This is a genomic window from Sinimarinibacterium flocculans, assembly GCF_003201205.1.
GTDB classification, from domain to species: Bacteria; Pseudomonadota; Gammaproteobacteria; order Nevskiales; family Nevskiaceae; genus Solimonas; species Solimonas flocculans.
On sequence record NZ_QICN01000008.1, the window covers coordinates 207,704 to 232,218 of the forward strand.

At 69.9% G+C, this 24,515-nt stretch carries 21 protein-coding genes and 1 pseudogene; 9 read left to right on the top strand and 13 right to left on the bottom strand.

What is annotated here, in order from left to right:
* Positions 1-36 precede the first annotated feature (36 nt).
* The 5 genes and pseudogenes from C8D93_RS14800 to ruvX form a co-directional block, all read right to left on the bottom strand.
* Entirely contained in the window at positions 37-2,034 is a 1,998-nt protein-coding gene (locus C8D93_RS14800; protein ID WP_110265984.1) for a methyl-accepting chemotaxis protein, read from the bottom strand.
* Positions 2,035-2,058: 24 nt separating this feature from the next.
* Complete coding sequence (locus C8D93_RS14805) at positions 2,059-2,424, bottom strand: response regulator (protein WP_110265985.1); 366 nt, start codon at positions 2,422-2,424, stop codon at positions 2,059-2,061.
* 96 nt (positions 2,425-2,520) lie between these two features.
* Entirely contained in the window at positions 2,521-3,858 is a 1,338-nt protein-coding gene (locus tag C8D93_RS14810; protein ID WP_380732534.1) for a dihydroorotase, read from the bottom strand.
* Positions 3,859-3,992: 134 nt separating this feature from the next.
* Positions 3,993-4,955: pseudogene (locus tag C8D93_RS14815) on the bottom strand (aspartate carbamoyltransferase catalytic subunit); the annotation flags it as partial.
* Between the two features lie 633 nt (positions 4,956-5,588).
* Positions 5,589-6,038 (bottom strand): Holliday junction resolvase RuvX, encoded by a 450-nt coding sequence (ruvX, locus tag C8D93_RS14825; protein WP_245903919.1) that lies wholly within the window; start codon positions 6,036-6,038, stop codon positions 5,589-5,591.
* A 159-nt stretch (positions 6,039-6,197) separates the two neighbouring features.
* Between ruvX and C8D93_RS14830 the strand changes: the two genes are divergently transcribed.
* Complete coding sequence (locus C8D93_RS14830; RefSeq protein WP_170124045.1) at positions 6,198-7,004, top strand: OmpW/AlkL family protein; 807 nt, start codon at positions 6,198-6,200, stop codon at positions 7,002-7,004.
* A gap of 39 nt (positions 7,005-7,043) precedes the next feature.
* On the opposite strand, the gene C8D93_RS14835 is transcribed toward C8D93_RS14830, so the two are convergent.
* From C8D93_RS14835 to gshA, 6 genes are read right to left on the bottom strand one after another with little or no spacing between them, the layout of a single operon-like run.
* Positions 7,044-7,607 carry a YqgE/AlgH family protein gene (locus C8D93_RS14835; protein ID WP_110265991.1) on the bottom strand — a complete coding sequence of 188 codons (564 nt, stop codon included), beginning with the start codon at positions 7,605-7,607 and terminating at the stop codon, positions 7,044-7,046.
* Between the two features lie 30 nt (positions 7,608-7,637).
* Entirely contained in the window at positions 7,638-8,171 is a 534-nt protein-coding gene (locus tag C8D93_RS14840; protein ID WP_110265992.1) for a Gx transporter family protein, read from the bottom strand.
* Entirely contained in the window at positions 8,171-8,527 is a 357-nt protein-coding gene (locus tag C8D93_RS14845) for a NusG domain II-containing protein (RefSeq protein WP_110265993.1), read from the bottom strand. The genes C8D93_RS14840 and C8D93_RS14845 overlap by 1 nt, the downstream gene beginning before the upstream one ends.
* The gene (locus C8D93_RS14850; protein WP_110265994.1) at positions 8,524-9,615 is read right to left on the bottom strand and encodes an FAD:protein FMN transferase; all 1,092 of its coding nucleotides are present in this window, start codon (positions 9,613-9,615) and stop codon (positions 8,524-8,526) included. The genes C8D93_RS14845 and C8D93_RS14850 overlap by 4 nt, the downstream gene beginning before the upstream one ends.
* Positions 9,616-9,668: 53 nt before the next feature.
* The gene (gene gshB / locus C8D93_RS14855; protein ID WP_110265995.1) at positions 9,669-10,616 is read right to left on the bottom strand and encodes a glutathione synthase; all 948 of its coding nucleotides are present in this window, start codon (positions 10,614-10,616) and stop codon (positions 9,669-9,671) included.
* A gap of 56 nt (positions 10,617-10,672) precedes the next feature.
* Entirely contained in the window at positions 10,673-12,058 is a 1,386-nt protein-coding gene (gene gshA / locus C8D93_RS14860) for a glutamate--cysteine ligase (protein WP_110265996.1), read from the bottom strand.
* 226 nt (positions 12,059-12,284) lie between these two features.
* On the opposite strand from gshA, the gene C8D93_RS14865 reads away from it, so the two are divergent.
* From C8D93_RS14865 to C8D93_RS14900, 8 genes are read left to right on the top strand one after another with little or no spacing between them, the layout of a single operon-like run.
* On the top strand, positions 12,285-12,638 hold the full coding sequence (locus C8D93_RS14865; RefSeq protein WP_110266023.1) for a response regulator: 354 nt from the start codon (positions 12,285-12,287) through the stop codon (positions 12,636-12,638).
* Between the two features lie 12 nt (positions 12,639-12,650).
* Positions 12,651-13,199, top strand: a complete 549-nt coding sequence (locus C8D93_RS14870; RefSeq protein WP_110265997.1) for a chemotaxis protein CheW — start codon at positions 12,651-12,653, stop codon at positions 13,197-13,199.
* A complete protein-coding gene (locus C8D93_RS14875; protein ID WP_110265998.1) occupies positions 13,196-19,918 on the top strand; it encodes a hybrid sensor histidine kinase/response regulator in 6,723 nt (2,240 codons plus the stop codon). Before C8D93_RS14870 ends, C8D93_RS14875 begins: the two co-directional genes overlap by 4 nt.
* Entirely contained in the window at positions 19,915-20,379 is a 465-nt protein-coding gene (locus tag C8D93_RS14880) for a chemotaxis protein CheW (protein ID WP_110265999.1), read from the top strand. Before C8D93_RS14875 ends, C8D93_RS14880 begins: the two co-directional genes overlap by 4 nt.
* 29 nt (positions 20,380-20,408) lie before the next feature.
* The gene (locus C8D93_RS14885; protein ID WP_110266000.1) at positions 20,409-21,299 is read left to right on the top strand and encodes a cation diffusion facilitator family transporter; all 891 of its coding nucleotides are present in this window, start codon (positions 20,409-20,411) and stop codon (positions 21,297-21,299) included.
* Positions 21,300-21,336: 37 nt separating this feature from the next.
* Positions 21,337-21,792 (top strand): DUF2721 domain-containing protein, encoded by a 456-nt coding sequence (locus C8D93_RS14890; RefSeq protein WP_110266001.1) that lies wholly within the window; start codon positions 21,337-21,339, stop codon positions 21,790-21,792.
* Positions 21,789-22,196, top strand: coding sequence for a VOC family protein (locus C8D93_RS14895; RefSeq protein WP_110266002.1), 408 nt, complete (start codon positions 21,789-21,791; stop codon positions 22,194-22,196). The genes C8D93_RS14890 and C8D93_RS14895 overlap by 4 nt, the downstream gene beginning before the upstream one ends.
* Before the next feature lie 37 nt (positions 22,197-22,233).
* The gene (locus C8D93_RS14900) at positions 22,234-22,746 is read left to right on the top strand and encodes a DUF1993 domain-containing protein (RefSeq protein WP_245903921.1); all 513 of its coding nucleotides are present in this window, start codon (positions 22,234-22,236) and stop codon (positions 22,744-22,746) included.
* 93 nt (positions 22,747-22,839) lie between these two features.
* On the opposite strand, the gene C8D93_RS14905 is transcribed toward C8D93_RS14900, so the two are convergent.
* Both C8D93_RS14905 and C8D93_RS14910 read right to left on the bottom strand, forming a co-directional pair.
* Positions 22,840-23,691 (bottom strand): DUF1801 domain-containing protein, encoded by an 852-nt coding sequence (locus C8D93_RS14905; protein ID WP_110266003.1) that lies wholly within the window; start codon positions 23,689-23,691, stop codon positions 22,840-22,842.
* A 299-nt stretch (positions 23,692-23,990) separates the two neighbouring features.
* Positions 23,991-24,326: a hypothetical protein gene (locus tag C8D93_RS14910; protein WP_146216623.1), complete on the bottom strand. Its 336-nt coding sequence runs from the start codon at positions 24,324-24,326 to the stop codon at positions 23,991-23,993.
* Positions 24,327-24,515: the final 189 nt, after the last annotated feature.

Sequence of the window (24,515 nt, forward strand, 5' to 3'; positions counted from 1 at the left end):
GCGCGGGAGTCAAGACGGCTGCCGCCGGCCGGGCGCTCAGGCCAGCGTGTCTTCCGGCAGCTTGAAGCCGGCCACGGACTCGCGCAGCTTCTGCGAAAGCACGTTGAGTTCCTCGACCGCGCTTGCGGTGCGGTTGGCCGATCCCGAGGTCTGCACGGCGATGTCCCGGATGACCTGCATCGTGCCGGCGATGTTGGTGGCCTGCGCGGATTCCTTGCGGGCCGACGACGAGATGTTGGTGATCAGCTTGGCCAGTTCCTGCGAGGCGCTTTCGATCTTCGTCAGCGCCTGACCGGCTTCCTCGGCGCTCTTCGCGCCGACGACCACGTTCTGCGTCGATCGCTCCATCGAGACGATGGCCTCGTTGGTATCGGCCTGAATCGTCTTGACCAGGGTTTCGACCTGACGCGTCGCGTTGGCCGCGCGTTCGGCGAGACGCTGCACCTCGTCGGCAACGACCGCAAAGCCGCGCCCGGCGTCGCCGGCCATCGCCGCCTGGATCGAGGCGTTGAGGGCGAGCGTGTTGGTCTGCTCGGCGATGTCGTTGATGAACTCGATGATGTTGCCGATCTCCTGCGACGACTCGCCGAGGCGCTTGATGCGCTTGGACGTGTCCTGGATCTGTTCGCGCAGCGCGGTCATGCCCAGGATCGTGCGGTTCACGGTATCGGCGCCGTTGTGCGCGACCCGCACCGACTGCTGCGCCTGCTGGGCGAGCTGCTCGGCGCTGGCGGCCACCTGCTGCATCGACTGCGAGGTCGCCGTGATCGTGTTGGCGACCGCGGTGATCTCCTTGGCCTGGCGCTCGGACGCCTCGTTCATGCGCAGCGCCGTTTCCTTGGTGTTGGACGCCGCGGTCGCGATCTCCACCGAGGTGTTGTTGATCGTGCCGACCAGGTTGCGCATGTTCTGGACGGTGTAGTTGATCGAGTCCGCGATCGCGCCGGTGAAGTCCTCGGTCACGGTGACGTCTACCGTCAGGTCGCCGTCGGCGAGGTTGGTGATCTCGTCGAGCAGCGACAGAATCGCCTGCTGCTGCTTGGCGTCGCGCTCTTCGGCGTTCTGCAGACGCGTGCGCGTCGTCCGCACGGTGATGACGATGAAGATCACCAGCAGCACGATGGCGAGGCCGCCGGACACCGCGACGACGATCGGCAGGATCACCTGCCGCACGCGCGTGTCGAGCAGTCGCTGTTCCAGCGCCTTGGCGGTGGCGATCACGTTGGTGGCCAGGCCCTGCAGCTGGCCGGCGGCGATCTGCAACTGGTCCACCGCTTCGGCGTTCTCGAGCAGCAGTTCGCTGGCCGAGGCCACCGCCTCGAAGCGCTCGGCCGCCTCGCGCGCCAGCGCGCCGACCTCGGCATCGCCGGCCAGACGTGCGTTTGTCTGCTGGAAGGTGCGGACCTCGGCATCCAGCGCCTGCACCGTGGCCAGTGCGTCGCGACCGGCGCCGAGCACGCGCGTGGCCTCCGAGGAGATGCGTTCGAGGCGCACCAGCGGGGCGATGGCCGGATTCTGTCCGGCGCGACCGCCGAGTCGCTCGGCGATGCGCTCGTAGATCTTGAACAGATCGTCGCCCTCGTCGGCATGGATCGCGCTGCGGATGGTGCTGACGCTGCTGGCCGACAGGCGCCAGGCCTGTTCGCCGTCGAGCACCGTCTGCACGGTGCCCTTCATCTGTTCCCAGGCGGCCGCCACTTCGGCGACTTCCGACTGTACCGCCGGCGGTGCCGGCTCGATGCCGGCGATGTCGTCGCCCTGCGCCAGTGCCTCGACATTGAGATCGAGATCCTCGACGCGTGCGACCAGGGTCAGGAAGTCCGGCGTCAGGCCGCGCGTGGCGGTTTCGCCGACATCGACCACCTCGCCGACGTCCGCGGAAATCTGCCGCGACAGCTCGACCCAGGTCTCGTCACGGGTATCGACGCGCTGGATGAAGTAGAAGCCTGCCATCGCGACGGCGATGAGCAATACCGCGACGATCAGCGTCGCGAGTTCGCGCCGGGTGCCCCGGGCCCTGCGTGGTTCGGCCATGTTTCCCCCTGTAAGCGGTTGCCGCTACTGCCCGAGAACCGTATTGATCTTGGCGAGCAGGTCGGCTTCCTTGACCGGCTTGGTCAGGTATTCCCGGGCGCCCTGGCGCAGGGCCCAGACGCGGTCGGTTTCCTGGTTCTTGCTGCTGACGACGACCACCGGAATGTGCGCGGTCGCCGGATCCTTGGACAGCATGCGCGTGGCCTGGAAGCCGTTCACGCCCGGCATGACCACGTCCATGATCACCACGTCCGGCTTTTCCGCACGCACGCGGCCGATCGCTTCCTCCCCCGAGGAGACGTCGGTGACGGTGTGTCCGGCCTTCTGCAACAAGTTGCGCAGGTTCTGAACGTCGGTCGGCGAATCATCCACGATCAGTACGCGTGCCATAGTCTTTCCCCGGTCCGTGCGGACGGACCCTCGGATGCTGGAATCGTTATGCCGCCTTTATACCAAGCGCGGTGCAAAGGCGCCAAAAAGCCGGGCTCAGGACGCGCCGCCATGGACCCGCAGGCCGCCGCGGAACGTCGCGCGCACCCGTCCGCGCAGACGTCTGCCGTCGAACGGGGTGTTGCGGCCGGCGCTGAGCAACTGGGCGGCGCGCAGGGTCCACACCGTATCGGGCTCGACCACGGCCAGATCGGCCGGCGCGCCGATGCCGATGTGCCCGCCTTCCAGCCCGGCGATGCGCGCGGGGCCATGGCACAGGCGTTCGGCCGCCTGCAGCGGCGAGAGCAGCCCGTCGTGTACCAGTGCCAGGGTCAGCGGCAGCAGCGTTTCCAGGGCCGAGATGCCCGGCTCGGTCAGCGGAAACGGATTGACCTTGGCGTCGGCCTCGTGCGGCTGGTGGTCGGAGCAGATGGCCGCGATGACGCCGCTTCTCACCGCCTCGCGAAGGGCGATGCGGTCCGCGTCGGTGCGCAGCGGCGGCTGCACGTGGCACTGGGCGTTGAAGCCGTCGACGTCCGTGTCGCAGAGATGCAGCTGGTGCGCCGCCACGTCCGCGGACACCGGCAGGTCGCGGCTGAGCGCGGCGTCGATCAGTTCGGCACCGCGCGCGGTCGACAGCCGGCAGAAGTGCACGCGTGCACCGGTGTCCTCGACCAGGGAGATCCAGAACCGCAGGGCCGCGACCTCGGCGGCGGCCGGCACCGCCGCCAGGCCCAGGCGCGTCGCGACCGGCCCTTCGTGCGCGCAGCCGCTGCCGGCGAGGCCGTGATCCTGGGCGTAGACGTGTACGGTTAGGCCGAGGCCCTTGGCGTACTCAAGAGCGCGTCGTGCGATGCGTGAGTCGTCGATGGGCGACCAGGCGTTGCTGGCGCCCACCGCACCGGCGGCCTTGAGGGCGGACAGCTCGGCCAGGGCTTCGCCGCGCAGTTCGCGTGTCAGGGCGCCGAGCAGGCGCACGTCGAGGGCGCCGGCCTGACGAGCGAGCCGCTGCACGCGGATCAGCATGGCCGGCGTGTCGAGCACTGGCTGCGTATCCGGCGGCAACAGCACCTGGGTGATGCCGCCGGCGAAGGCCGCGGGAATCTCGCTGGCGAAGCTGGCCTTGTGGGTTGCGCCCGGCTCGCGCAGACGCGCGCACAGGTCGACGAGCCCCGGCATCAGCCAGCAGCCGCGCGCATCCAGGGTCTGGGCCTGCGGCGGCGCATCGAGCGCCGCGCCGATCGCGGCAATGCGACCGGCGTCGACGAGGACGTCGGCGGTCTCGTCCACGCCGCTGCCCGGGTCGAGAACCCGTGCGCCGCGGATCAGCGTCGTGCCTGCCGGCGTTGCCGCCCGCGTTTCGGGCGCGCGTGCGCGCGCCGACCATTCGCGCATGTTCTCGGGGCGCTTCATGCTCGCCGTCCCTGGCGCGACGTGCCGCTTCCTGATCGACCTCCGGCCCGGCCATTCTTGGCCGCGCGCCCGGCGGGGCGTGAGGCCACCGGACTCCGGCCTCTTCCGCCTCGCCCGAGAATCATCGACATCACCGCCATGCGCACGGCGATGCCGTGGCTGACCTGTTGCAGGATCACGGACTGCGGTCCGTAGGCGACTTCGCCTTCGACCTCGACGCCGCGGTTGATCGGACCCGGGTGCATGACGATCGCATCGCGGCGCATCGCGCCCAGCCGCTGGCGGGTGAGGCCGAAGTCGCGATGGAACTCGCCGGAGGAGGGCAGGTAGGCACCGAGCATGCGCTCCTTCTGCAGCCGCAGCAGGATCACCACGTCGACGCCATCGAGGCCGTCCTCGATGCGGTGGCAGACGCGCACGCCCATCTGTTCGATGCCGGCCGGTACCAGCGTCGGCGGCGCCACCACGCGGATGTCGCGGGTGCCGAGCGCCCGCAGGCCATGGATGTCGGAGCGTGCGACGCGCGAGTGCAGGACGTCGCCGACGATCGCCACGCGCAGCCCGGAAAAGCAATTGCCGCCGCTGCCGGCGCCGCTCTTGTAGCGGCGGATCGTCAGAAGGTCGAGCAGGCCCTGCGTCGGATGGGCATGGCGGCCGTCGCCGGCGTTGAGGATCGCGACGTCCGGCGCGGCGTGCTCGGCGAAGAAATGCGCTGCTCCCGAGGCCTCGTGACGCACGACGAACATGTCGGCCTGCATCGCCTCCAGGGTCTTGAGCGTGTCGAACAGCGTTTCGCCCTTGGACGTGCTGGACGCCGCCATCTGCAGGTTGAGCACGTCGGCCGACAGGCGCTTGGCCGCGAGTTCGAAGGTCGTGCGCGTGCGCGTGCTCGGCTCGAAGAACAGGTTGACGATAGTGCGTCCGCGCAGCGTCGCCAGCTTCTTGTCGGGTCCCCGCAGCGAGCGCTCGATGCCATCGGCGGTGTCGAGGATCTCCGTCAGCAGCGCCGCGTCGAGGCCTTCCAGCGTGAGCAGGTGGCGCAGGCGGCCGTGGCTGTCGAGTTGGAGTTGGGGGCTCATGCTGGGCGCGTATTGTGGGCGTTCGGGCGTGGCAATGAAAGCGCGCGTGCCTTTGTTCTCTGAGCCGGTTTCGCCCCTGCCGGGCCGAGTCCCTTTTCTTTGCTTGTCCAAAGAAAAGGGACGAAAAGAAAGGACACCCTGCGGCCGCCCCCGCTGCGCGGGTTCCCTGCGCTGCTCACGTGCTCGGGGTCGCGCTGACGCGACATCCTGTCGCGGCAGCGCTCAGCCGGCCGTCCCTGGCCGGCTGACCCACTGCGCGCGCTGCGCTGCTCGGTGCGGCCGAAGGGCACCCGGAACAGCGGCCCCTCATCCCAACCCTCTCCCCGCAAGCGGGGAGAGGGAGTCGTTGCGGCGCAGAGCCGCCGTGCTTTTGACGTTGGGTCCCCTTGGAGGCGCCGAGTGGAGCGCCGCGCACAGGCTGTGCGCGGCAGGGATGCCGCGCAAGGACCGCCGGCACAAGGATGTGCCGTCGGTCCGTCGGCCGAGCACGGCGCGCAGCGAGGGTACCGGCGTAGCCGGCGCCGACACGGGGTGTGCTTTCTTTGGGTTACGTTTCTTTGCACAAGCAAAGAAAGGTGACTCGGCCCGGCAGGGCCGAAACCGCTTTGATTCGATCTCGGAAACGCTCCACCCTCAGCCCCGACTCTCCAGCCACTGCTGCAGAATCACCCGCGCCGCCTGCGCGTCGCGATCGCCCTTGCGCACGCGACGTGTCATGCGTCCGCTGGCGCGGGCTTCGCGCAGCAGTTCGTCGGCGGCCAGCGAGCTGTAGCGTTCGTCCGCCAGGTGCACCGGCAGTCCGCTGCGCTCGCCGAGCTGGGCGGCGAAGCGGCGTGCAGCGGCGGTCATCGGCTGTTCCGAGCCATCGCGATCCAGCGGCAAGCCGACGATCAGTGCCGCCGGCCGCCATTGGTCGACCAGATCGAGCACCGCCTTCCAGTCCTCGCCGGGAAACGAGGCCAGCGCGCGCGCGCGGCCGGTGAAGTCGTCGCCGATGGCAGCGCCGGTGCGCTGCAAACCGAAATCGAATGCGAGATAGAGCGGCATCGACGGCAGTGTCGAGGCTCGCTGGTCGCGATTCAAGACGAGCGGGCCATTCCTGGCGGGATTCACAGCATATTCAGTGGGCTGCCGCGAAGCTGGCGCTTCCGTTCCTCCCGGAGATTGCGCATGCCGCCCGGCGACCGATCACGCCGCCCCGCGCGCCCGGCGCCGTGGTGTCGCGGCTTGCGGATCGCGTCGATGCTGTGGCCTTCCCTGCTTTCGGCCGGCGTCGCGCAGGCCAACGAAGCCGGTGACTGGGTGGCGCAGGCCGGCTGGTTCTTCATCGCTCCGCACGAATCCAGCGATCCGCTGCGCACCGAGCTGACACCGACCGCGCTCGGTGCGCTGCTGGGGATCGGTCCCGAATTCGAGTCGCCGGGCACGGCGGCATCGGTCGACCGCTCGGACACGCTGGCACTGACGCTGACCTACTTCGTGACCGACCATCTGGCGATCAAGGCCGAAGGCGGCATACCGGCGCGCTTCGATCTGCGTGGCGAGGGCCTGGTGCGCCCGACCGGGCCGGCCGGCGCCCTGATCGGCGTCGACCTCGGAGCCCCTGCGAACAATCCGCTGGCCCGTGCCCGCCAGTGGAGTCCCGCGCTGCTGCTACAGTACTACTTCTTCGAGCCGCAATTGCGCTTGCGGCCCTTCGTCGGCGTCGGCGCGACCTATACCTGGTTCACCGACATCGAACTCAATCCGTCGTTTCGCGACGAGGTGCAGCGCAACTTCGGTGCGCCGCTGGCCTTGGCGGCCGGAGCGCCCGGGCCGACGCACGCCGAGGCCGAGTCGTCGCCGTCGTGGGCGCCGATCTTCAACGCCGGCCTCGCCTATGCGCTGGGCGAGCGCTGGGGCGTGCTGGCGTCGGTGTCGCACGTACCGCTGAAGACGACGTCCACGATCGTGCTCAGCGCCGCCGACGGTACGCGTCTGGCGCGCAGCGAAACGACGATCGATCTCGATCCGATCGTGACGTCGCTGCTGCTGTCGTACCGCTTCTGAGCGTGACCAGGCGCCGGTCGGGTGCCGACCGTGCGTCGATCAGGCGTGGCCTGCTTCGCCGCTGAGCTGGGTCACATCGACGCCGAGCAGCTTGGTCGCCGCCGCCCAGCGTTGCGGCGGCGGCGTGCGGAACAGGATCTGCTGGTCGACCGGGGCATTGAGCCAGGCGTTGTGCAGGATCTCGCTTTCGAGCTGTCCGGCGCCCCAGCCGGCGTAACCGAGCACGACGACGTACTCGTCGGGGCCGTCGCCCTTGCCGATCGCGCGTAGCACGTCGCGCGAGGTGGTCACGTACAGACCGTCGTCGAGCGGCATCGACGATTCCCAGCCGCCGGGCTCGCGGTGGATCACGAAGCCGCGCTCGGGCTGCACCGGTCCGCCCCAGAACACGCTGGCCCCGGCGTCGATGCGATCGTGCTCCAGGCCCATCTGCTCCATCATGTCGACCAGCAGCAGGTCCATGGGGCGGTTGATCACCAGGCCGATGGCGCCGCTGTCGCTGTGCTCGCACAGCAGCGAGACGGTGTGGGTGAAGTTCTCGTCGTCCAGGCTGGGCATGGCCACGAGAAACTGGTGCTTCAGGAAGGCCTCGACGTCGTTCATGGGACCAGTATCGGCCCGCCGGACGGGGAGTCAAGGCCGCCCGGCAGCCACCGGCGGCAGCTGGCGCAGGATCGCCGCCGCGGCGAAACCGGTGGCCAGGCCGAAAGCCAGGGCCGCGGTCATGAGCGGCGGCAGCAGCCGCAGCAGGCCCGGATGCGGGACGAACACCGTGTAGGCGAGGGCGAACTGACCGCCCATATGCGCGAGCGCCGCGAGAACCGACAACCCCGGGGCACCCAGGCGCAGCACCGGCACGGTGCGGTTCCACAGGCTGCCCAGCGTCAGCAGCAGCAGGCTGGCCGCCGCACCGGCGGTCGACAGCCAGAACCCCGGAGCCATGAAGCTGCCGACCAGCAGGCTGCCGACGAGTACGCGCAGCAGCGCGACCCAGATCGCCAGGCGCAGGGAGTGGCGCAGCAGCACGATCAGAGTCACCACGTTCGCGAGGCCGGGCTTGACGCCGGGGATCGGTGACGGGAAGCCGGCCTCGAGCACATGGATGACGATCGCCAGCGCCGCATAGCCGGCGACCAGACGATCCTCGGGCGAGGGCGTGATCCGCATCAGTGGGCGACGCCGTCGAGCGCGTCGCCGCCGACCAGGCCGACGCTGACGCGATTAGGCAGGCAGGCGGCGGCGTCGCCGCCGCGGTGCAGCCAGCCGCTGTGGACGCAGACCTGGTTGCGGCAGGGGCTGCGGAGAAAGCGCACGCGGCCGTCCTCGATCCGCAGCACCGACGTGCCCAGGCGCCCTTCGACGGCGACGTCGCGCGAATCGGCGAGCGCGTAGCGTCCTGCCGGCTTGCCGCCGACGCGCAGCTCGACGTGCGTGGCGGTGACGGCGGGCTGCCAGAGATGCGCGTAGAGCAGGCCGACGCAGGCCGCGGCCAGCACGATGGCGAGAACGTCGCCGCGGCTCATGGCACGGTGATCGCCGCCGACCCCTCGGCAAAGTCGATGCGCCGGGCCAGCGCCGCGGTGACCTCGATGCGACCTTGCGCATCGACGACGAAAACCTGGTCGACGCCCAGCGCACGCGCCGTGTCGCGCCACTGTCCGGGGCCGGCGACGAAGATCGCGGTACTGGCGGCATCGGCCAGCGCACCGGACGGGGCGACCACGGTCACGGCCTGCAGCCCGCGCGCCGGCATGCCGCTGCGCGGGTCGAGCAGATGGTGATAGCGCTCGCCGTCGGCCTCGAAGTAGCGCTCGTAGTCGCCGCTGGTGATCACGGCCTCGTCGCCGTCGATGTCGAGCGTTGCCAGCACGCGCTGCTGCGCGCCCGGGCGCGGGTGGCGCACGCCGATGCGCCAGGCCCGCCCGCCGCGGCGACCGGCTGCACGCAGGTTGCCGCCGGCGTTGACGATCACGTTCGGGTATCCGGCCTCGCGCAGTGTCTCGACGATGCGGTCGGTCGCCTCGCCCTTGGCGATGGCACCGAAGTCGAAACGCGCGCCGGCGGCCGGGCCGTACTCGGCGGCGCCGGGCAGCAGCGGCGGCGCCCCGGCGAGGTCGGCGACGGCCGCCTCGATCGCGGCCTCATCCGGTGGCGCGCTGCGGTAGTGGGCCTCGTCGTCGAAGCCCCAGAGTTCGACCAGACGGCCGACACGCACGTCGAACAGTCCGCCGCTGGCGGTGCCGAGCCGCGCCGCCGCGTCGAACAGCGGCTGCAGCTCCGCCGGTATCTCGACGCGCTCGCCGGCGTCGAGCTGGCGATTGATCCGGCCGAGTGCGCCGTCTCCCCAGGCGCTCCAGCGCTGCGCGTAGGTTTCGAGGTCGTGGCGCGCGTCATCCAGGGCATCGAGCGCGGCGTCGCGGTCCTGGTCGGTATCGAGATACAGCGAGATCGACACGATGGTGCCCATCGCGAGGAACTCCTCCTGCACGAGCCGGCCGTCGTCGCCCTGGGGCTGGCGCAGGGCCAGCCACGTGAAGAAGACGGCGAGTCCGGTGCCGAGCGCGAGCCGGCGGAGGAACAGGCGCAGATGCGGGGATTCGGGCAGCTTCATGGCGGGGGCGGGTGATCGCGGTGCCGGCGCGCGGGCCGCCGCGGTCGTGTGGCTCAGGCGAGGCGGCGCTCGATCGCGGCGATCACCTCGCTGCCGATGTCGAGGTCGCAGCCGGCGTCGAGTTCGCGCACGCAGGTCGGCGAGGTCACGTTGATCTCGGTCAGGTACTCGCCGATGACGTCCAGGCCGACGAACAGCAGCCCCATCTCGCGCAAGGCCGGTCCGACCTGCGCCGCGATCCAGCGGTCGCGTTCGCTCAGCTCGCGCGGCTCGCCGCGGCCGCCGGCGGCCAGATTGCCGCGCACCTCGCCGTGCTGCGGAATACGCGCCAGCGCGAACGGCACCGGCTCGCCGTCGACCATCAGCACGCGCTTGTCGCCGTTCACGATCTCCGGGATGTAGCGCTGCGCCATGATGTGGCGCCGGCCGTTGTCGGTCAGGGCCTCGATCACGGCGCCGAGGTTCAGGCCATCGGCCTGTACGCGGAAGATGCCGGCGCCGCCCATGCCGTCGAGCGGCTTGTAGATCACGTCGCCGTGCTCCGCATGAAAGGCGCGCAGCGTCGCGGTGTCACGGGCAATCAGCGTCGGCGCACAGCATTGCGCGAACCAGCTGATGAAAACCTTTTCGTTGGCATCGCGCAGCGAACGCGGCCGGTTGACCACCAGTGCGCCCTGTTCCTCGGCGCGTTCGAGCACGTAGGTCGCCGCGATGTATTCGAGATCGAACGGCGGGTCCTTGCGCATGAAGACGGCGTCAACCTCGCCCAGCGGCGCGTCCTGCGCCTCGCCGAGTTCGAACCAGCGCCGGGTATCGTCGAACACCGTGACCGGGCGCGTGCGCGCCATCGCCACGCCGTCGCGCAGCCACAGGTCCTGCATCTCCAGGTAGCGCAGCGCCCACCCGCGCTTCTGCGCGGCGAGCATCAGCGCCAGCGTCGTGTCCTTGTAGGGTTTGATGGACTGGATCGGGTCCATCACCACCGCGAGCGTGCGCGTCATTCCGGTAGTTCCGATAGACGAGTCATACCTGCCGTCCCTGGCGCGACCGTGCGCATTTACTCGACCACCGGGCCGGCCATCCGTGGCCGGGCGTTCGCCGGGGCCGGAGTCCACTGGACTCCCGCCTGATCCGGCTCACCCTGCGGCGCTGCCAGTTGCCGCGTGGCCTCGATCTCGCGCGCCGCGGCCAGCGCCGCCATGCGGGCGACCACGCCGTAGGCGTAGAAGCGGTTGGGGCGTTCGTCCGGGCCGCAGTTCGGGTCCGGATGGCTGCAGCACTCCTCGAAGGCCAGCGGCTCGAAGCGCATGCCCGGGGCGTTGAGGTTCTCCTGGTTGCCGCGCTGCGAGTTCAGCCGGTAGAAGCCGCCGACGACGAACTGGTCGATCATGTAGACCACCGGTTCGGCCGTGGCGCCGTCGGCACCGAGCTTCTCGAAGGTGTAGACGCCTTCCTGGATGATCGCGCCGGTGACGTCCTTGCCTTCCTTGGCGCTCGACATGTGCGAGCGCGCCTTGCGGTTCATGTTGCGGATGTCCTCGACGCTGCGCGCCGTCATCACGCCCATGCCGTAGGTGCCGGCGTCGGACTTGACGATCACGAACGGCTTCTCCTCGATGCCGTACTCCTTGTACTTGGCGGCGATGTCCTCGAGCAGCAGGGCGACGTTGGCCTCCAGACACTCCTGGCCTTCGCGCTTCTGGAAATTGATCTGTCCGCAGTTGCGGAACAGCGGGTCGAACAGCCAGGGATCGATGTCGAGCTCGCCGCCGATCTCCTTGGCGACCTCGCGGTAGAAGCCGAAATGGTTCGACTTCTGGCGGGCGTGCCAGCCCAGGTCCAGCGGCGGGATGACTTCCTGGTCGAGGCCGCGCAGCAGGTCCGGCACGCCGGCCGACAGGTCGTTGTTGAGCAGCACCGCGCACGGCACGTAGTCGCCGACCTGCACCTGGTTGCCGTTGCGCTGCAGCGGTTCGAGCCGCAGGGTCCGTCCGGAGATCTCGAGTGTCAGGTCGGTGGCTTCGTGCAGGTCCGGGATCAGCGAGCCGATGCGCACGTGGAAGCCGGCCTTGCCGATCAGGTCCACCAGCGTCGCCACGTTCTCCAGATAGAACTTGTTGCGGGTGTGGTTCTCGGGCACCAGCAGCACCCGCCGCGCGGTCGGACAGACGCGCTGGATTGCGGTCTGCAGCGCCTGGATGCACAGTGGCTCGAAGGCCGGGTTGAGGTTGTTGAAGCCGCCCGGGAACAGGTTGGTGTCGACCGGGGCGAGCTTGAAGCCGGCGTTGCGCAGGTCCACCGAGCTGTACACCGGCGGCGTCGTCTTGAGCCACTGTTCGCGGAACCAGGCTTCGATGTCCGCGGAACGCCGCAGCAGGGTCGACTCGAGCGCCAGCAGCGGGCCGGTCAGCGCGGTCGTCAGGTGGGGAACGGGGTTTTGCATGTCGGGGCTCGATCGGGGGCGCGACGGCTTGGCGGGGCCGCCGGCAAGGGGACCGCATGGTAACGCATGGCCGCCGCCGGGCGCGGTGGATGCGCGACCCTGCGACGGCGCTGTCAAGACCACTGGCGACTGTGCTAAAACCCGCCGAATACGAGCGCTTGCATCATGTTCTTGACGCATTTCTTACGGGGAGTAGTGAGTGTCCACCGAGCCCATCGCGAAGGTCATGGTCATTGATGACAGCCAGACCATCCGCCGCACCGCCGAGACCCTGCTCGCACGCGAGGGCTACCAGGTGTCCACCGCCCAGGATGGCTTCGAGGCGCTGGCGAAGATTGCCGACGATCCGCCCGACCTGATCTTCATCGACATCATGATGCCGCGCCTGGACGGATATCAGGCCTGCGCGCTGATCAAGGGCAATCCGCGCTTTGCGAAGACGCCGGTGATCATGCTGTCGTCCAAGGACGGGCTGTTCGACCGGGCAAGGGGACGCATCGTGGGTTCCGACGAGTATCTGACCAAGCCGTTCACCAAGGACGAATTGCTCGGCGCGGTGCGGGCTCACACGAAGAAATAGGCGGGGGCAGGGATGGCAGCAGAACTCAGGGCGCTGCGCGACGATCCATTCGGTCAGCTGGCCGAGCTGGAGCGCGTGCTGCGCATGGCGCGCATGGACGCCGTCGCCGGCGAGGCGCAGACCTGGACCGGCCTGGGCTTCCGCCTAGGGCAGACCTGGCTCGTGGCCCCGCGCGAGGACGTGCGCGAGGTGATCCCGCCGCCGCCGACGACACGCGTGCCCAATGCCAAGGCCTGGATGCGCGGCGTGGCCAACGTGCGTGGCGAACTGCTGGCGGTCGTGGACCTGCCGAACCTGCTCGGACTGCCCGACGCCCCGCAACAGCGCCTGCAGCGCGTGCTCGTGCTCAACTCCAAGCGCACGCCGGTCGGCCTGCTCGTCGACGAGGTGGCCGGTCACCGGCAGTTCGCCCCGGGCGACCAGCGCCCGGCGCTGATGAACGACGCGCAACCGTTCACACCCTATCTGCTCGGCGCTTTCGCGCGCGAGAACCAGCACTGGCTGGCGTTCTCGCTGCACCGGCTCGTGCAGGACGAAGCCTTCAGGTCCGCCGCGATATGAACGCCAGCCCAGGTCCGCAGAGCCGTCCGCAGATGATCACCGGCATCCACTGGGTGCGCGGCGAGCTCGACCAGAGCATCGCGCGTGCGCGCACGCTCATCGACCACTACGCCGAAGGCAGCGGCGATCCGCTGCAGTTGCAGCAGGCCTATGTGGAGCTGCACCAGGTCCGTGGCACTGCGGCGATGATCGAGTGCTTCGGACTTGCCGCCGTTGCCACGGAGATGACGGCGGGCATCCAGGATCTCACGCAGCAGCGCATCGCCGAGCCCGAGGCGCTGTACGGCGCATTGCTGGGCGCGACGGTGCAGCTCAGCGACTACATCCATGCGCTGGCCGACGGCATGCCGGACTGCGCGCTGGTCATGCAGCCTGCGGTCAACGAACTGCGTCTGGCGCGCGGCCAGCCGGTGCTCACCGAAAGCGAGCTGTTCGTCTCGCAGCTGCAGACCCTCGGCGCCACACTGGCGCCGCCGCAGGACGCGACCGTGCAGGCGGGCGGTGCGCAGCAGCAGGCGCAACGGCTGCTGGCGCTGTTCCAGGCCTCGCTCGTCGCCTGGGTGCGCGGCGGTGCGGACGCGCAGACCGGTGCGGCGCGCACCGGCAAGATCGCCGAGCAGGTGGCGCAGCACGCCACGCACGCCGCCGTGCATCAGCTCTGGCGCACGGCCGCCGCCGCCATCGAGGCCTACCTCGGCCGCGGCATCGGCAATGCGCTCGAACTCAAGCGCCTGTTCGGGCGGCTCGCGGCGCAGCTCAAGCTGCTGGCTGCCTCGGGCGAGGATGCGGCCGCCGGCCAGGCCACCGACCTGGCGCTGCAGCTCCTGTTCCTGGTCGGCCGTTCGACGGCGCGCGGCGCGCGCGTCGAGGCGCTGCGCAAGGCCTTCGATCTCGACGACTACCTGCCGTCGGCGACGACGCTGGAGCAGATGCGCCGGCGCATCCATGGCCCCAACACGGCCTTGCTGGCCAAGGTCGCGTCCGAGATCCGCAGCGAGTTCACGCGCGTCAAGGATCAGATCGACCTGATGGTGCGCACCGGCGACGACGGCGGCGAGCGCGGACGGACGGTCGCGGACGGGCTGGTCCACATCGGCCGCACGCTCGGGGCACTGGGTCTCGTGCGCCTGCAGGACGTGGTCGCACGCCAGGCCCAGCGCCTGCGCGAGGCGCCGGCCGACGAAGCGCAGCCGGCGCTGTTGATGGAGCTGGCTACGGCGATCCTGCGGGTCGAGAACGACCTGGAGGACGCGCTGTTCCGGCAGATGCAGCTCACCGACGCCGCCGCCCGCGAGCTGTCCGAGGAGGTGCCGGCGCCGCGGGATCTCGCCGAAGGCCGCGATGCGCTCTACCGCGAGTTCCTGGTCAACCTCGCCCGGGTCAAGGCGGCGGTCGACGCCTACCTGCGCAGCGGTGCCGATACCGACCTGCCACCCTGCGTCGGCCTGCTCGAGGAGATCGCCTCGGGTTTCGAGGTGCTGGCCCAGCCGCAGGCGGCCGACCTGTGCCGTCGCCTGGCGCGACATCTGGCAGCGCCCGGCTACACGCGGCTGCGCGAGGAGCCGGCGTTCGCCGACCGCTATGCGGACGCGGTCGCGGCCATCGAGTACTACATCGAGGCGCAGCGTGCGCGTCTGCCGGGTGCCGCCCGCATCCTCGCCGACCTGGGCCAGCGCATGGATCTGCTGGAGCAGGGGGGCGGGCTCGAAGCGGCGACCTCCGAACTGGGCGAGACGATCGAGTCCGCGACAGTCGAGTCCGAGGAAGCCGGGCCCGATACGACGCTGAGGCTCGAGATTCCCGATGTCGTGCCCGAGGCGACGCAGGAGCTTGCGCCCGACGCGCTCCCCGCCGTTGCGGCGCAGGACGAGTTCGCCGCCGGCGCCGACCCCGAGATTCGCGAGATCTTCCTCGAAGAAGCGGCCGAAGTCCGGCAGACCCTGCAGTCGGCCTACGACGGCTGGAGCCGTGACCCGAAGGATCGCGACGCGCTGACGACGCTGCGCCGGGCCTTCCACACGCTCAAGGGCAGTGGCCGGACGGTCGGTGCCACCGAGATCGGCGAGTTCGGCTGGTCCCTGGAGAACATGCTGAACAAGTGTCTCGACGGCTCGGTGGCGGTGACGCCGGGCATCGTCGAGACCGTCGGCCAGGCGCTCGGCCTGCTGCCGGAGCTGATCGACGCGTTCCGCGAGGCCCGTGCCGTCGCGCAGCCCGACGCGCTGGCAACGCTGCTCGATCACGCGCGCGAATATGCGGCTGGCCGGGCGCCCGCCGCGGCCGCGGAGCCCGACATCGCCGAGGTCTTCCGCGAGGATGTCGGCGAGAAGCTGGCAGCCGTCGAGCGCTGGCTGGCCGGGCAGGGCGACGGCCCTGCGGACGTGGATGCCGAGGCCGTACGCGCGTTTCACACGCTGCGCGGCGCCGCGCGCGTCGTCGACGCGCCGGCGCTCAGCGAGCTGGCCGGTGCACTCGAGGCCTATCTCGACGCCCTGCGCGAAGCGCATCTGCCGCTCGATGCCGAGGGGCTCGGCCTGTTGCGCGAGGCGGTGCCGCAGCTGGCGCGCTGGGTCGCCGAAGTCGGCTCGACGGCTGTCGCACGCCAGGACGCCACGGCGATGCTGCAGCGGCTCGACGCCTTGCAGTCGGTGATTCCGCAGAGCGCCGCGCAGGCGAGTGCCGACCGCCAGTTGACCGAGATCTTCACCAGCGAAGCCTTCGACCTGGTGTCGAGGATCGAGGAGGAGCTGCGCGGCTGGCAGCAGTCCCCCGACAGCCGCCGCGCGGCGCAGGAGCTGCGCGTGCTCAGTCACACGCTGCTGGGGGCCGCGCAGATGTCCACCTGTCCGGCCGTGGCCGAGGTGGCACGCGCGCTCAACCGCAGCTTCGACGGCGCGGCCGCGCGCAACATCGTGCCCGACGCCGCCGCCTTTGCGGTTCTGCTCGAGGTCTGCGAGGGCCTGTTCCAGTATCTCGACCGCTTCCGCGATGGACGTCTGAGCGAGGACGACGAGCACTGGGCGGCGCGCGTGAGCGGACTCGGCTGGGCGCGCGAGCAGGATGCCGCAGTGCCCGCTACCGAAGCCGGCGGGCCGCCGGCTGCCGCAGCGGACGAGACGGTATCGCTGGACGATTTCGACGCGACGCTGGAGGTCGAGGCGCCACTCGCAGGTGGCGAGCAGGCCGCGCCGGCCGACGAGGCACCCGCCATCAAGGGTCCCGAGGATCTGTCGCTGGAGGACTTCGACCTCACCGGGGAGTTCGGCAGCGATGCCGTGCCGCCCGGCGAGGAGCCGGGCACCGCGCCCGTGGCCGAGCAACCGCAAGCCGGGACCTTGCCCGAGATGCCGTCTGCCGAGCCCGTTCCGCAGACGGCCGATGACGACGTCGTGGAACTGGCGACCGAACCCGGTCAGGAGCCCGTTCCTGGACTCGACGCAGAATCCGACCTGACGCCGGTGTCCGCCACCGAGCCCGCCCCGGAGCCCGAGGTTGCGCCGGACGCGGCCCCGGAGGGCGCGCCCGACCTCGAAGCCGAGGCCGAGGCCGAGGAGCGTGGCCTGATCGAGTTTCTCGATGCCGCCGCTGCCGACATCTCCCTCGAAACGCCGGCGACGCCGCCGTCCGCAAGCGATGCCGGCGCCGCGGCCGTCGAACCGCCTCCCGCCGATGCCTCCGTCGACGAGCCGCCGACCACCATCGATCTGCCGACCGCGGAATCGTCACTCACGGAATCCTCGCCGGCGGAACCGTCACTGGCGGAGCCGGCCGACGACGATGCCGAGCACATCGCCGAGATGCCGCCGGTCGACGGTGGCGACGCGATCTCCGACCAGGAGCTGCTGGCGATCTTCCAGGGCGAGGCCGAGGAGTTGCTCGAAGCGCTCGACCAGGGCCTCGCCGCGCTGGAGCGCAATCCGCGCCAGCTGGCGCCGCTCGGCGAGATCAAGCGCGTCCTGCACACCTTCAAGGGCAGTGCGCGCGTGTCCGGGCTGGACACGCTGGGCGAAGTCGCCCATCGCCTCGAATCGCTGTTCGAGGATCTGGAAGTCGGCACGCTGGTCGCGGACACGCATTTCTTCGCGCGGGCCCACAACGCCGTGGACGGGCTGCACCTCGCGCTCGACGATCTGCGTCGCGGCGTGATCCCCGAGCCGCTGACCCTGCTCGACGAGCTGTCGCAGCCGCTGACATCGCCGGCGGCAACGCCGCCGGTGCAGGACGCCCCGCAGGCTTCGTTTGCGCCTCCGCCGCCGCCCGCGCCGCCTAAGATGCCGGCACCTGCCTTCGTGCCGCCGGGCGCCCCCGCGCCGGCACCGCTGCCGGACGACTTCGACGTCGAGCTGGCGCAGACCTTCGCCGCCGAGGCGGAGGAACTCATGGAGATCCTCGAAGAGGCGCTGCCGCGCTGGCAGGCACTGCCCGGCGACTACTCGCCGGCGCGCGACATGCTGCGCGTGCTGCATACCTACAAGGGCGGCGCGCGCATGGCCGGTCTGCCGGTGCTTGGCGATGCCGCCCACGAGCTGGAATCGCTGATCGAAGGGCTCGAGTACGCCGGCGAGCTCGACGCCGGCGCACTCAAGGTGGTCGAAGGCGCCGTCACCGAATTGCGGCGCTACACCGACCGCCTGCAGCGGGGCCAGTACGCCGCATTGCTCTCGGGCGACGACGATGCGGATGCCGACGCGTTCGTCGACGAGGCAGATGCCACCGACGATGCGATGGCAGCTCCGGCCGCTGCGGCGACGCCCGGCGACGCTGCTGCGGATGCGCCGGCCGTGGTGCCGGCGCCGGCCGGCATGTGGGACCCGCAGCTGTTCTGGCGGCCGGAAGACGAGGCCGAAGGGCTTGCCGCGCAGCGCCGCGAGACGGCGCGCGTACCGGTCGAATCCCTCGACCGCATGCTCAACGAGGCGGGCGAGATCTCGATCTACCGCTCGCGCATGGACGAACACAACGCCGCGATCCAGGCGCAGCTCGACGACATGGCGCAGGCGATCCAGCGCGTGCGCGACCAGTTGCGCCAGCTCGACGCCGAGACCGATGCACAGATCGCCGCACGCGGCCTGACCGCCGGTGAGAATCCGGACCGCTACGCCGGCGAGTTCGACCCGCTGGAGATGGACCGCTACACGCGCATGCAGGAGCTTTCGCGTGCGCTGAACGAGTCGGTGGGCGACCTTGCCGCCGTGCATGGTTCGCTCGACCAGCTCGCCAGCGAGGCGACCACGATCCTGTTGCAGCAGGGACGCATCAACACCGAGGTGCAGCAGGGCCTGATGCGCACGCTGATGGTGCCGTTCTCGCGCCAGGTCGCACGCCTGCAGCGCGTGGTGCAGCAGACAGCCGCCGAGAACGGCAAGCGCGTGGAGATCGGTTTCGAGGGTGCAGAGGCCGAGCTGGACCGCAACGTGCTCGAACGCATGACCGCGCCGCTGGAACACCTGCTGCGCAACGCCGTCATCCACGGCATCGAGACGCCCGATGCCCGGCAGTCCGCCGACAAGCCCGCGACGGGCAAGCTGACGCTGGCGCTGTGGCGCGAGGGCAGCCAGCTCTACATGGAACTGGCGGACGATGGCCGCGGGCTCGATCTCGACGCGATCCGGCAGACCGCGATCCGCCGCGGCCTGATGCCGGCCGACGCCGAGATTTCCGCCGACGAGACCGCGCAGTTCATCTTCATGCCCGGCTTCTCGACCGCGCGTCAGCTGACCCAGGACGCCGGCCGCGGCGTCGGCATGGACGTGGTCGCCGCGGAGGTGAAGCAGCTCGGCGGCAACCTCGAGCTGGCCTCCGAGCCCGGTAAGGGCACGCGCTTCAAGATCCGCCTGCCGCTGACGCTGGCGATGTCGCAGTCGCTGCTGGTCGGTGTCGGGCACGAGATGTACGCCGCGCCGCTGCCCAGCATCGAGGGCATCACCCGCATCGCGCGGGATCAGCTCGACGCCTATCTCGCCGAGAGCGGGCCGGAACTCGAGTACGGTGGCCAGCGCTACCGCGTGCGCCATCTCGCCGACCTGCTCGGCGTGCCGCGCGAGGCCGGCGGCGAAGGCAAGACCGCACACGCGGTGCTGGTGCGCATGCCGGAGGGCATCGGCGGCAGCGAACGGCACGTGGCGGTGATCGTCGATCAGCTCATCGGCAGCCGCGAAATCGTGTCCAAGGCCGTCGGTCCGCAGATCAGCTCGATCCCCGGCGTCAGCGGCGCGACGATCCTCGCCGACGGCCGCGTGGTGCTGATTCTCGACATCGCCGCCCTGGTGCAGGACCGTACGCGCCGCACGCTGCGCACGCAGATGGCCGAGCGCGTCGGCGAGGACGTGCCGGCCGAGGCGCAGCGCGACACGATCATGGTCGTCGACGACTCGATCACCATCCGGCGCGTCACCGAGCGCCTGCTGGTCAAGCACGGCTTCGCCGTGGTCACCGCCAAGGACGGTCTCGACGCGATGGCCCAGCTCGCCACCGAGCGACCGGCGGCGATCCTGCTGGACATCGAGATGCCACGCGCCGACGGCTTCGAGGTCGCGACCTTCGTGCGCAACAACGAAGTCCTGGCGCAGACGCCGATCCTGATGATCACCTCGCGCTCCGGCGACAAGCACCGCGAACGCGCCGCGTCGATCGGCGTCGACCGCTATCTGATCAAGCCTTACCAGGAGGACCAGCTGCTCGGTGAGCTGCAGGCGGTCCTGCAGGAGCGCCGCTCGTGAACGCCGACGAACTCTATGCCGTGCTGATGTCCGTGCACGACGACACGCTGCTGTTGCCCAACGCGGCGGTCGCCGAAGTGCTGGCGCGCGATGCCCTGCAGGCGAGCGACGGCGGTCCGGAGTGGCTGGCCGGACACTGCGACTGGAACAGCCGTCGCGTGCCGGTGGTGCGCTTCGAACTGCTCAACGGCGGCGGGCTCGGCGGCGATCCGCGGCGCGAGCGCATCGTCGTGCTTCACTCGCTCGGGCGCCACGTGCCCGGCGGGCACATCGCCCTGGTCGCGCTGGGATATCCGCACCTGGTCACGCTCAACCGCGCGGCCATGCGGCCGATGGCGCTCGACGGCACCGATCGCGAGGAGCTGGTGCTCTCGCGCGTGCGCATCGCCAGCCAGGTCGCGCTGATTCCGGACCTCGACGCGCTCGAAGCGCAGATCGCCGGCGCCCTCGCCACCGCCTGACGCCGCCGTTTCCCGTGCCGCACCGCTGGATGCTGCTGTCGGTCGCCGCGGCACTGGTGACGATGGCACTCAAGGCCGGGGCCTGGTGGCTCACCGGTTCGGTCGGCCTGCTCTCCGATGCGCTCGAAAGCACCGTGAATCTCGGTGCCGCGCTGGTCGGTTTCTCGATGCTGCGGCTGGCACTGCAGCCGGCCGACGACGAGCATGCGCACGGCCACGGCAAGGCCGAGTACTTTGCCGGCGGCTTCGAGGGCGCACTGATCTTCGTCGCCGCCCTGGCCATCGCCTGGGCCGCATGGCCGCGCCTGCTCGATCCGCAGCCGATCGCGCAGCCCGGCGTGGGCCTGGCGATCGTTGCCGTGGCGGCGCTGGTCAACGGCGGCGTCGCCGTGGTGCTGCGGCGGGCGGGCAGGCGGCATCGTTCGCTGACGCTGGAGGCCGATGCCCAGCATCTGCTGACCGACGTCTGGACCTCTGCCGGCGTGATCGTGGGCGTTGCGCTGGTCGCCGTGAGCGGCTGGCTATGGCTCGATCCGCTGATCGCGCTGGCGGTGGCCGCCCACATTCTGTGGACGGGCTGGCGGCTGTTGCGCGAATCCGCCGCCGGCCTGATGGATGCCTCGCTGCCGCCGGAAGAGCTCGCCCGGCTGGAGGCGATCCTCGACAGTTTTCGCAGCGAGGGCATCGGCGAGAAGATCGACTTTCACGCCGTGCGCACGCGGCGGTCGGGCGCCCGTCACTTCGTCAGCTTCCACGTGCTCGTGCCGGGTCGCTGGACCGTGCAGCGCGGGCACGACTTCGTCGAGCGCATCGAGGCGCGCATTGCCGCCGAGCTGGCGCCGGTCAGCGTGCTGACCCACCTCGAACCGATCGAGGACCCGGCTTCGCACGCCGATGTCGCGCTCGACCGCGCGCCCTGATGGTGGCGTTCGCGGCGCGGCGGTAGGATCGGCGTCCATGGCCAACCTGTTCGGCGGCGGCGACGTCAGCACCGTGGCGCACGCGATCCAGCTCGCGGTGGCGCCGGCGTTCCTGCTCACCGGCGTGGGTGCGACGCTCAACGTGATGGCCCACCGGCTGGCGCGGGTCGTGGATCGCGCGAGGGCGCTGGAGCAGCGCATGGACAGCGTGCGCGGCGCCGAACGCGAACAGCTCCTGCGCCAGCTGTCGACGCTGGCGCGCCGCGCCAAGCTGATCGGCCGCGCGATCACCCTGTGCACCTTCGCCGCACTGTCGGTCGCCAGCGTCATCATCGTGCTGTTTCTCGGCGCGGTGACGCCGGTGCGTGTGTCGGTGCCGGTGGCCCTGCTGTTCATCCTGGCGATGCTCGCGCTGATCAGCGCGCTGCTGCTGTTTCTGCGCGAGGTCTTCCTCGCCACGCGCAGCCTGCGCATCGGCGGACGCGAGACATGATCGAGCTGATCGCCAACATCGACGTCGACGACCTGTCCGCGGCGCTGGCGTTCTACGTCGACGGACTCGGTCTGACGGTGCGCCGCCGCTTCGGCGATTTCGGCGTCGAACTCTCCGGGGCCTCGTCGTCGGTGTTCCTGCTGGTCAAGCCGGCCGGCACGACGCCGGCCCCGGGCAGCGCCCCGCGCGACTACCGAAGGCACTGGACGCCCGTGCATCTGGACTTCGTCGTCGACGATGTCGATGCCGCTGCCGCGCGCGCCGTGCGGGCCGGCGCACGGCTCGAAGGCGAGGTGCGGACGCACCGCTGGGGGCGCGTCGCGCACCTGGCCGACCCCTTCGGGCACGGCGTCTGCCTGATCCAGTTCCTCAACCGCGGCTACGACGAAGTGGCCGACCCCTGATTCCCGAGCACAACCCCAGACCCGATCCGGAGATTCCATGAGCGACACGCCGATGATGTACCGCGCCACCGTGCCCGTCCTGCAGCGCGCGCTGCGTAATCTCGCCAACGTGCTCGAGAAGGGTCGCGCGCACGCCGAGGCGCGCAAGATCGACCCGGCCGTACTGCTCGGCTGCCGGCTGGCGCCGGACATGTTCGCGCTGACGCGGCAGGTGCAGATCGCGGCCGACATCGCCAAGGCCGGCGCCGCGCGCCTCGCCGGTCACGAGGTGCCGGCCTTCGAGGACAACGAGACCACCTTCGAGGAACTGCAGGCACGGATCGGACGCACGCTGGAACTCATCGCCGGGATTCCCCCGGCCGCCTACGACGGCGCGGCCGAGCGCGAGATCTCGATCAAGATGCGCGGCAATCCGGTGACGTTCACCGGCCAGCAGTACTGGGAGTACTTCGTGATTCCCAACGTCTTCTTCCACGCCACGACCGCCTACGCGATCCTGCGCCACAACGGCGTCGAACTCGGCAAGTCGGATTTTCTCGGGATGCCGTAGCGCAATCAGTCCGTTCGGGCTGAGCGTCGGGCGCCCGGCGTGCAGTCATTCCGTTCGGGCCGAGTGCCGCGCGCAGCGCGGCGTATCGAGTCCTTACGGGACCCAGCCCGGTAGCCTGGCGGCCTGCTTCACCCACTGCGTCATCTGCGCCGCATCGAATGCACCCTCGCGGATGTCGATCCAGCGCGCCTCGCCGCTGCGCGGCGTGCCGCCCGGCGGCGGTGGGCGGAGCGACGTGCCCTTGAAGAACGTCACCTTCACGAAATGCGTGAACACGTGCACGGAGAGAAACCAGCCACGGTTCTCCACGCCGTAGAGCGGCGAATTCCACTTCACCGCCTTGCGCACGTCCGGGACGGTGCGCACGATCAGGGCGTCGAGCTGTCGGCCCAGATCGGACTTCCATCCGGGCATCGCGGCGATGTAGGCCTGGACCGGCGCGTCGCCGTCCGCCTTGGCGATCTGCGGGTTGCCGCCCGACAGCAGCTTCGCCGGTGCCTTCTTCACGGCAGCGGCTTTCGGTCTCGACTTCGATGCGGTCGACTGCAGATTCGCCGCCACCGCCGCCTTGATCAGGGCCTTGAACGCCTTTGCGTTCAGCGTCTCGCCTTCGCGAATGTCGATCGCGCGCCGTACGTTGCCGTCGAGGCTGGCATTGAACAAGCCGGCAGGGTCGGGCAGGGCAGCGCCCTTAGCAAACGTCAGCTTCACCATCTGCTTGTAGGTTTCGCCGGTGCAGACGATGCCGCCGTGGGACCACACCGGCACGCCCATCGGGTTGCTCGGCTTGGCCCACTTCACCTCTTCGACAATCTCGGGGTCCGCGCCGTGAATCAGGCGGCGGACCTTCGTCAGCGTCTCGCCGCGCCAGTCGCCGAGTCCGGCGATCTTGGCGTCAATCAGCTTGGATGCCGGCGAAGTTCCGGCAGCGCCCGGCTTCTTCATTTCGTGGTCCTCATGAACGGGCAGGCGGAACCTGGCAACGTTGATCTAGGCGAGGTGATGCTGCATCTGATCCTCCCGGGTTTTGCCCCGCGCGCGAGCACAGACTAACGAAGTCGCCGGTAGAGCAGACGGTAGTGCCGACTGGCTGCCACGACCGATAAACCGTAACGATTGACTCGCGAGTGAAGCAGACCGCCATTCTGAACGAAGCGAAGAACCTATCTCATAGCGCGCACACAATCGGTAGCAAGATTCCTCTCCGCGCACGAAACGACGATGACTTCGCGGCCCGGATGATGCTACTTCGGCAGCGCATCGGACTGTCCGGTCCGGTTCTCCAAGTCCGCGCATCTAGGATCGACCGCGTAAGCGTAGTGCGCGAGCTTCCGGTACAGGAAACGCCTCTCCAGACTGTCGAACACCAGCTCGGACGCCGCGATGCGACCCCGCCACGCCTCGATGTAGACCAGACGCTCGTTGAGCCAGCGCGCACGCACCGAGCGCGCGGGATCGAAGGAAAGGAACGTCGCGCCTGCTCCTCTGGGCTGCACCGCAACGACCACGCGGCCAATGCCGGTACGTGCCGTGTCGAACCCATGCGTGATCAGCGAGCCGGTGCCCTGTGGCGACCTCACCTCTTCAACAGCACCGCCCGGCATCTCCGTCGGCCTCGTGTCGGTGATACCGACGTCCAGATCGCCGATGCCACCCTCTTCATCCTGATAGGTCCGACGTTACCCCGTCATTGAGTAGCACGGTGATTTAGAGTCCGACCCAAGACTAGGAGGTCGGACGTGAAGAAGCGGTACAGCGAAGAGCAGATC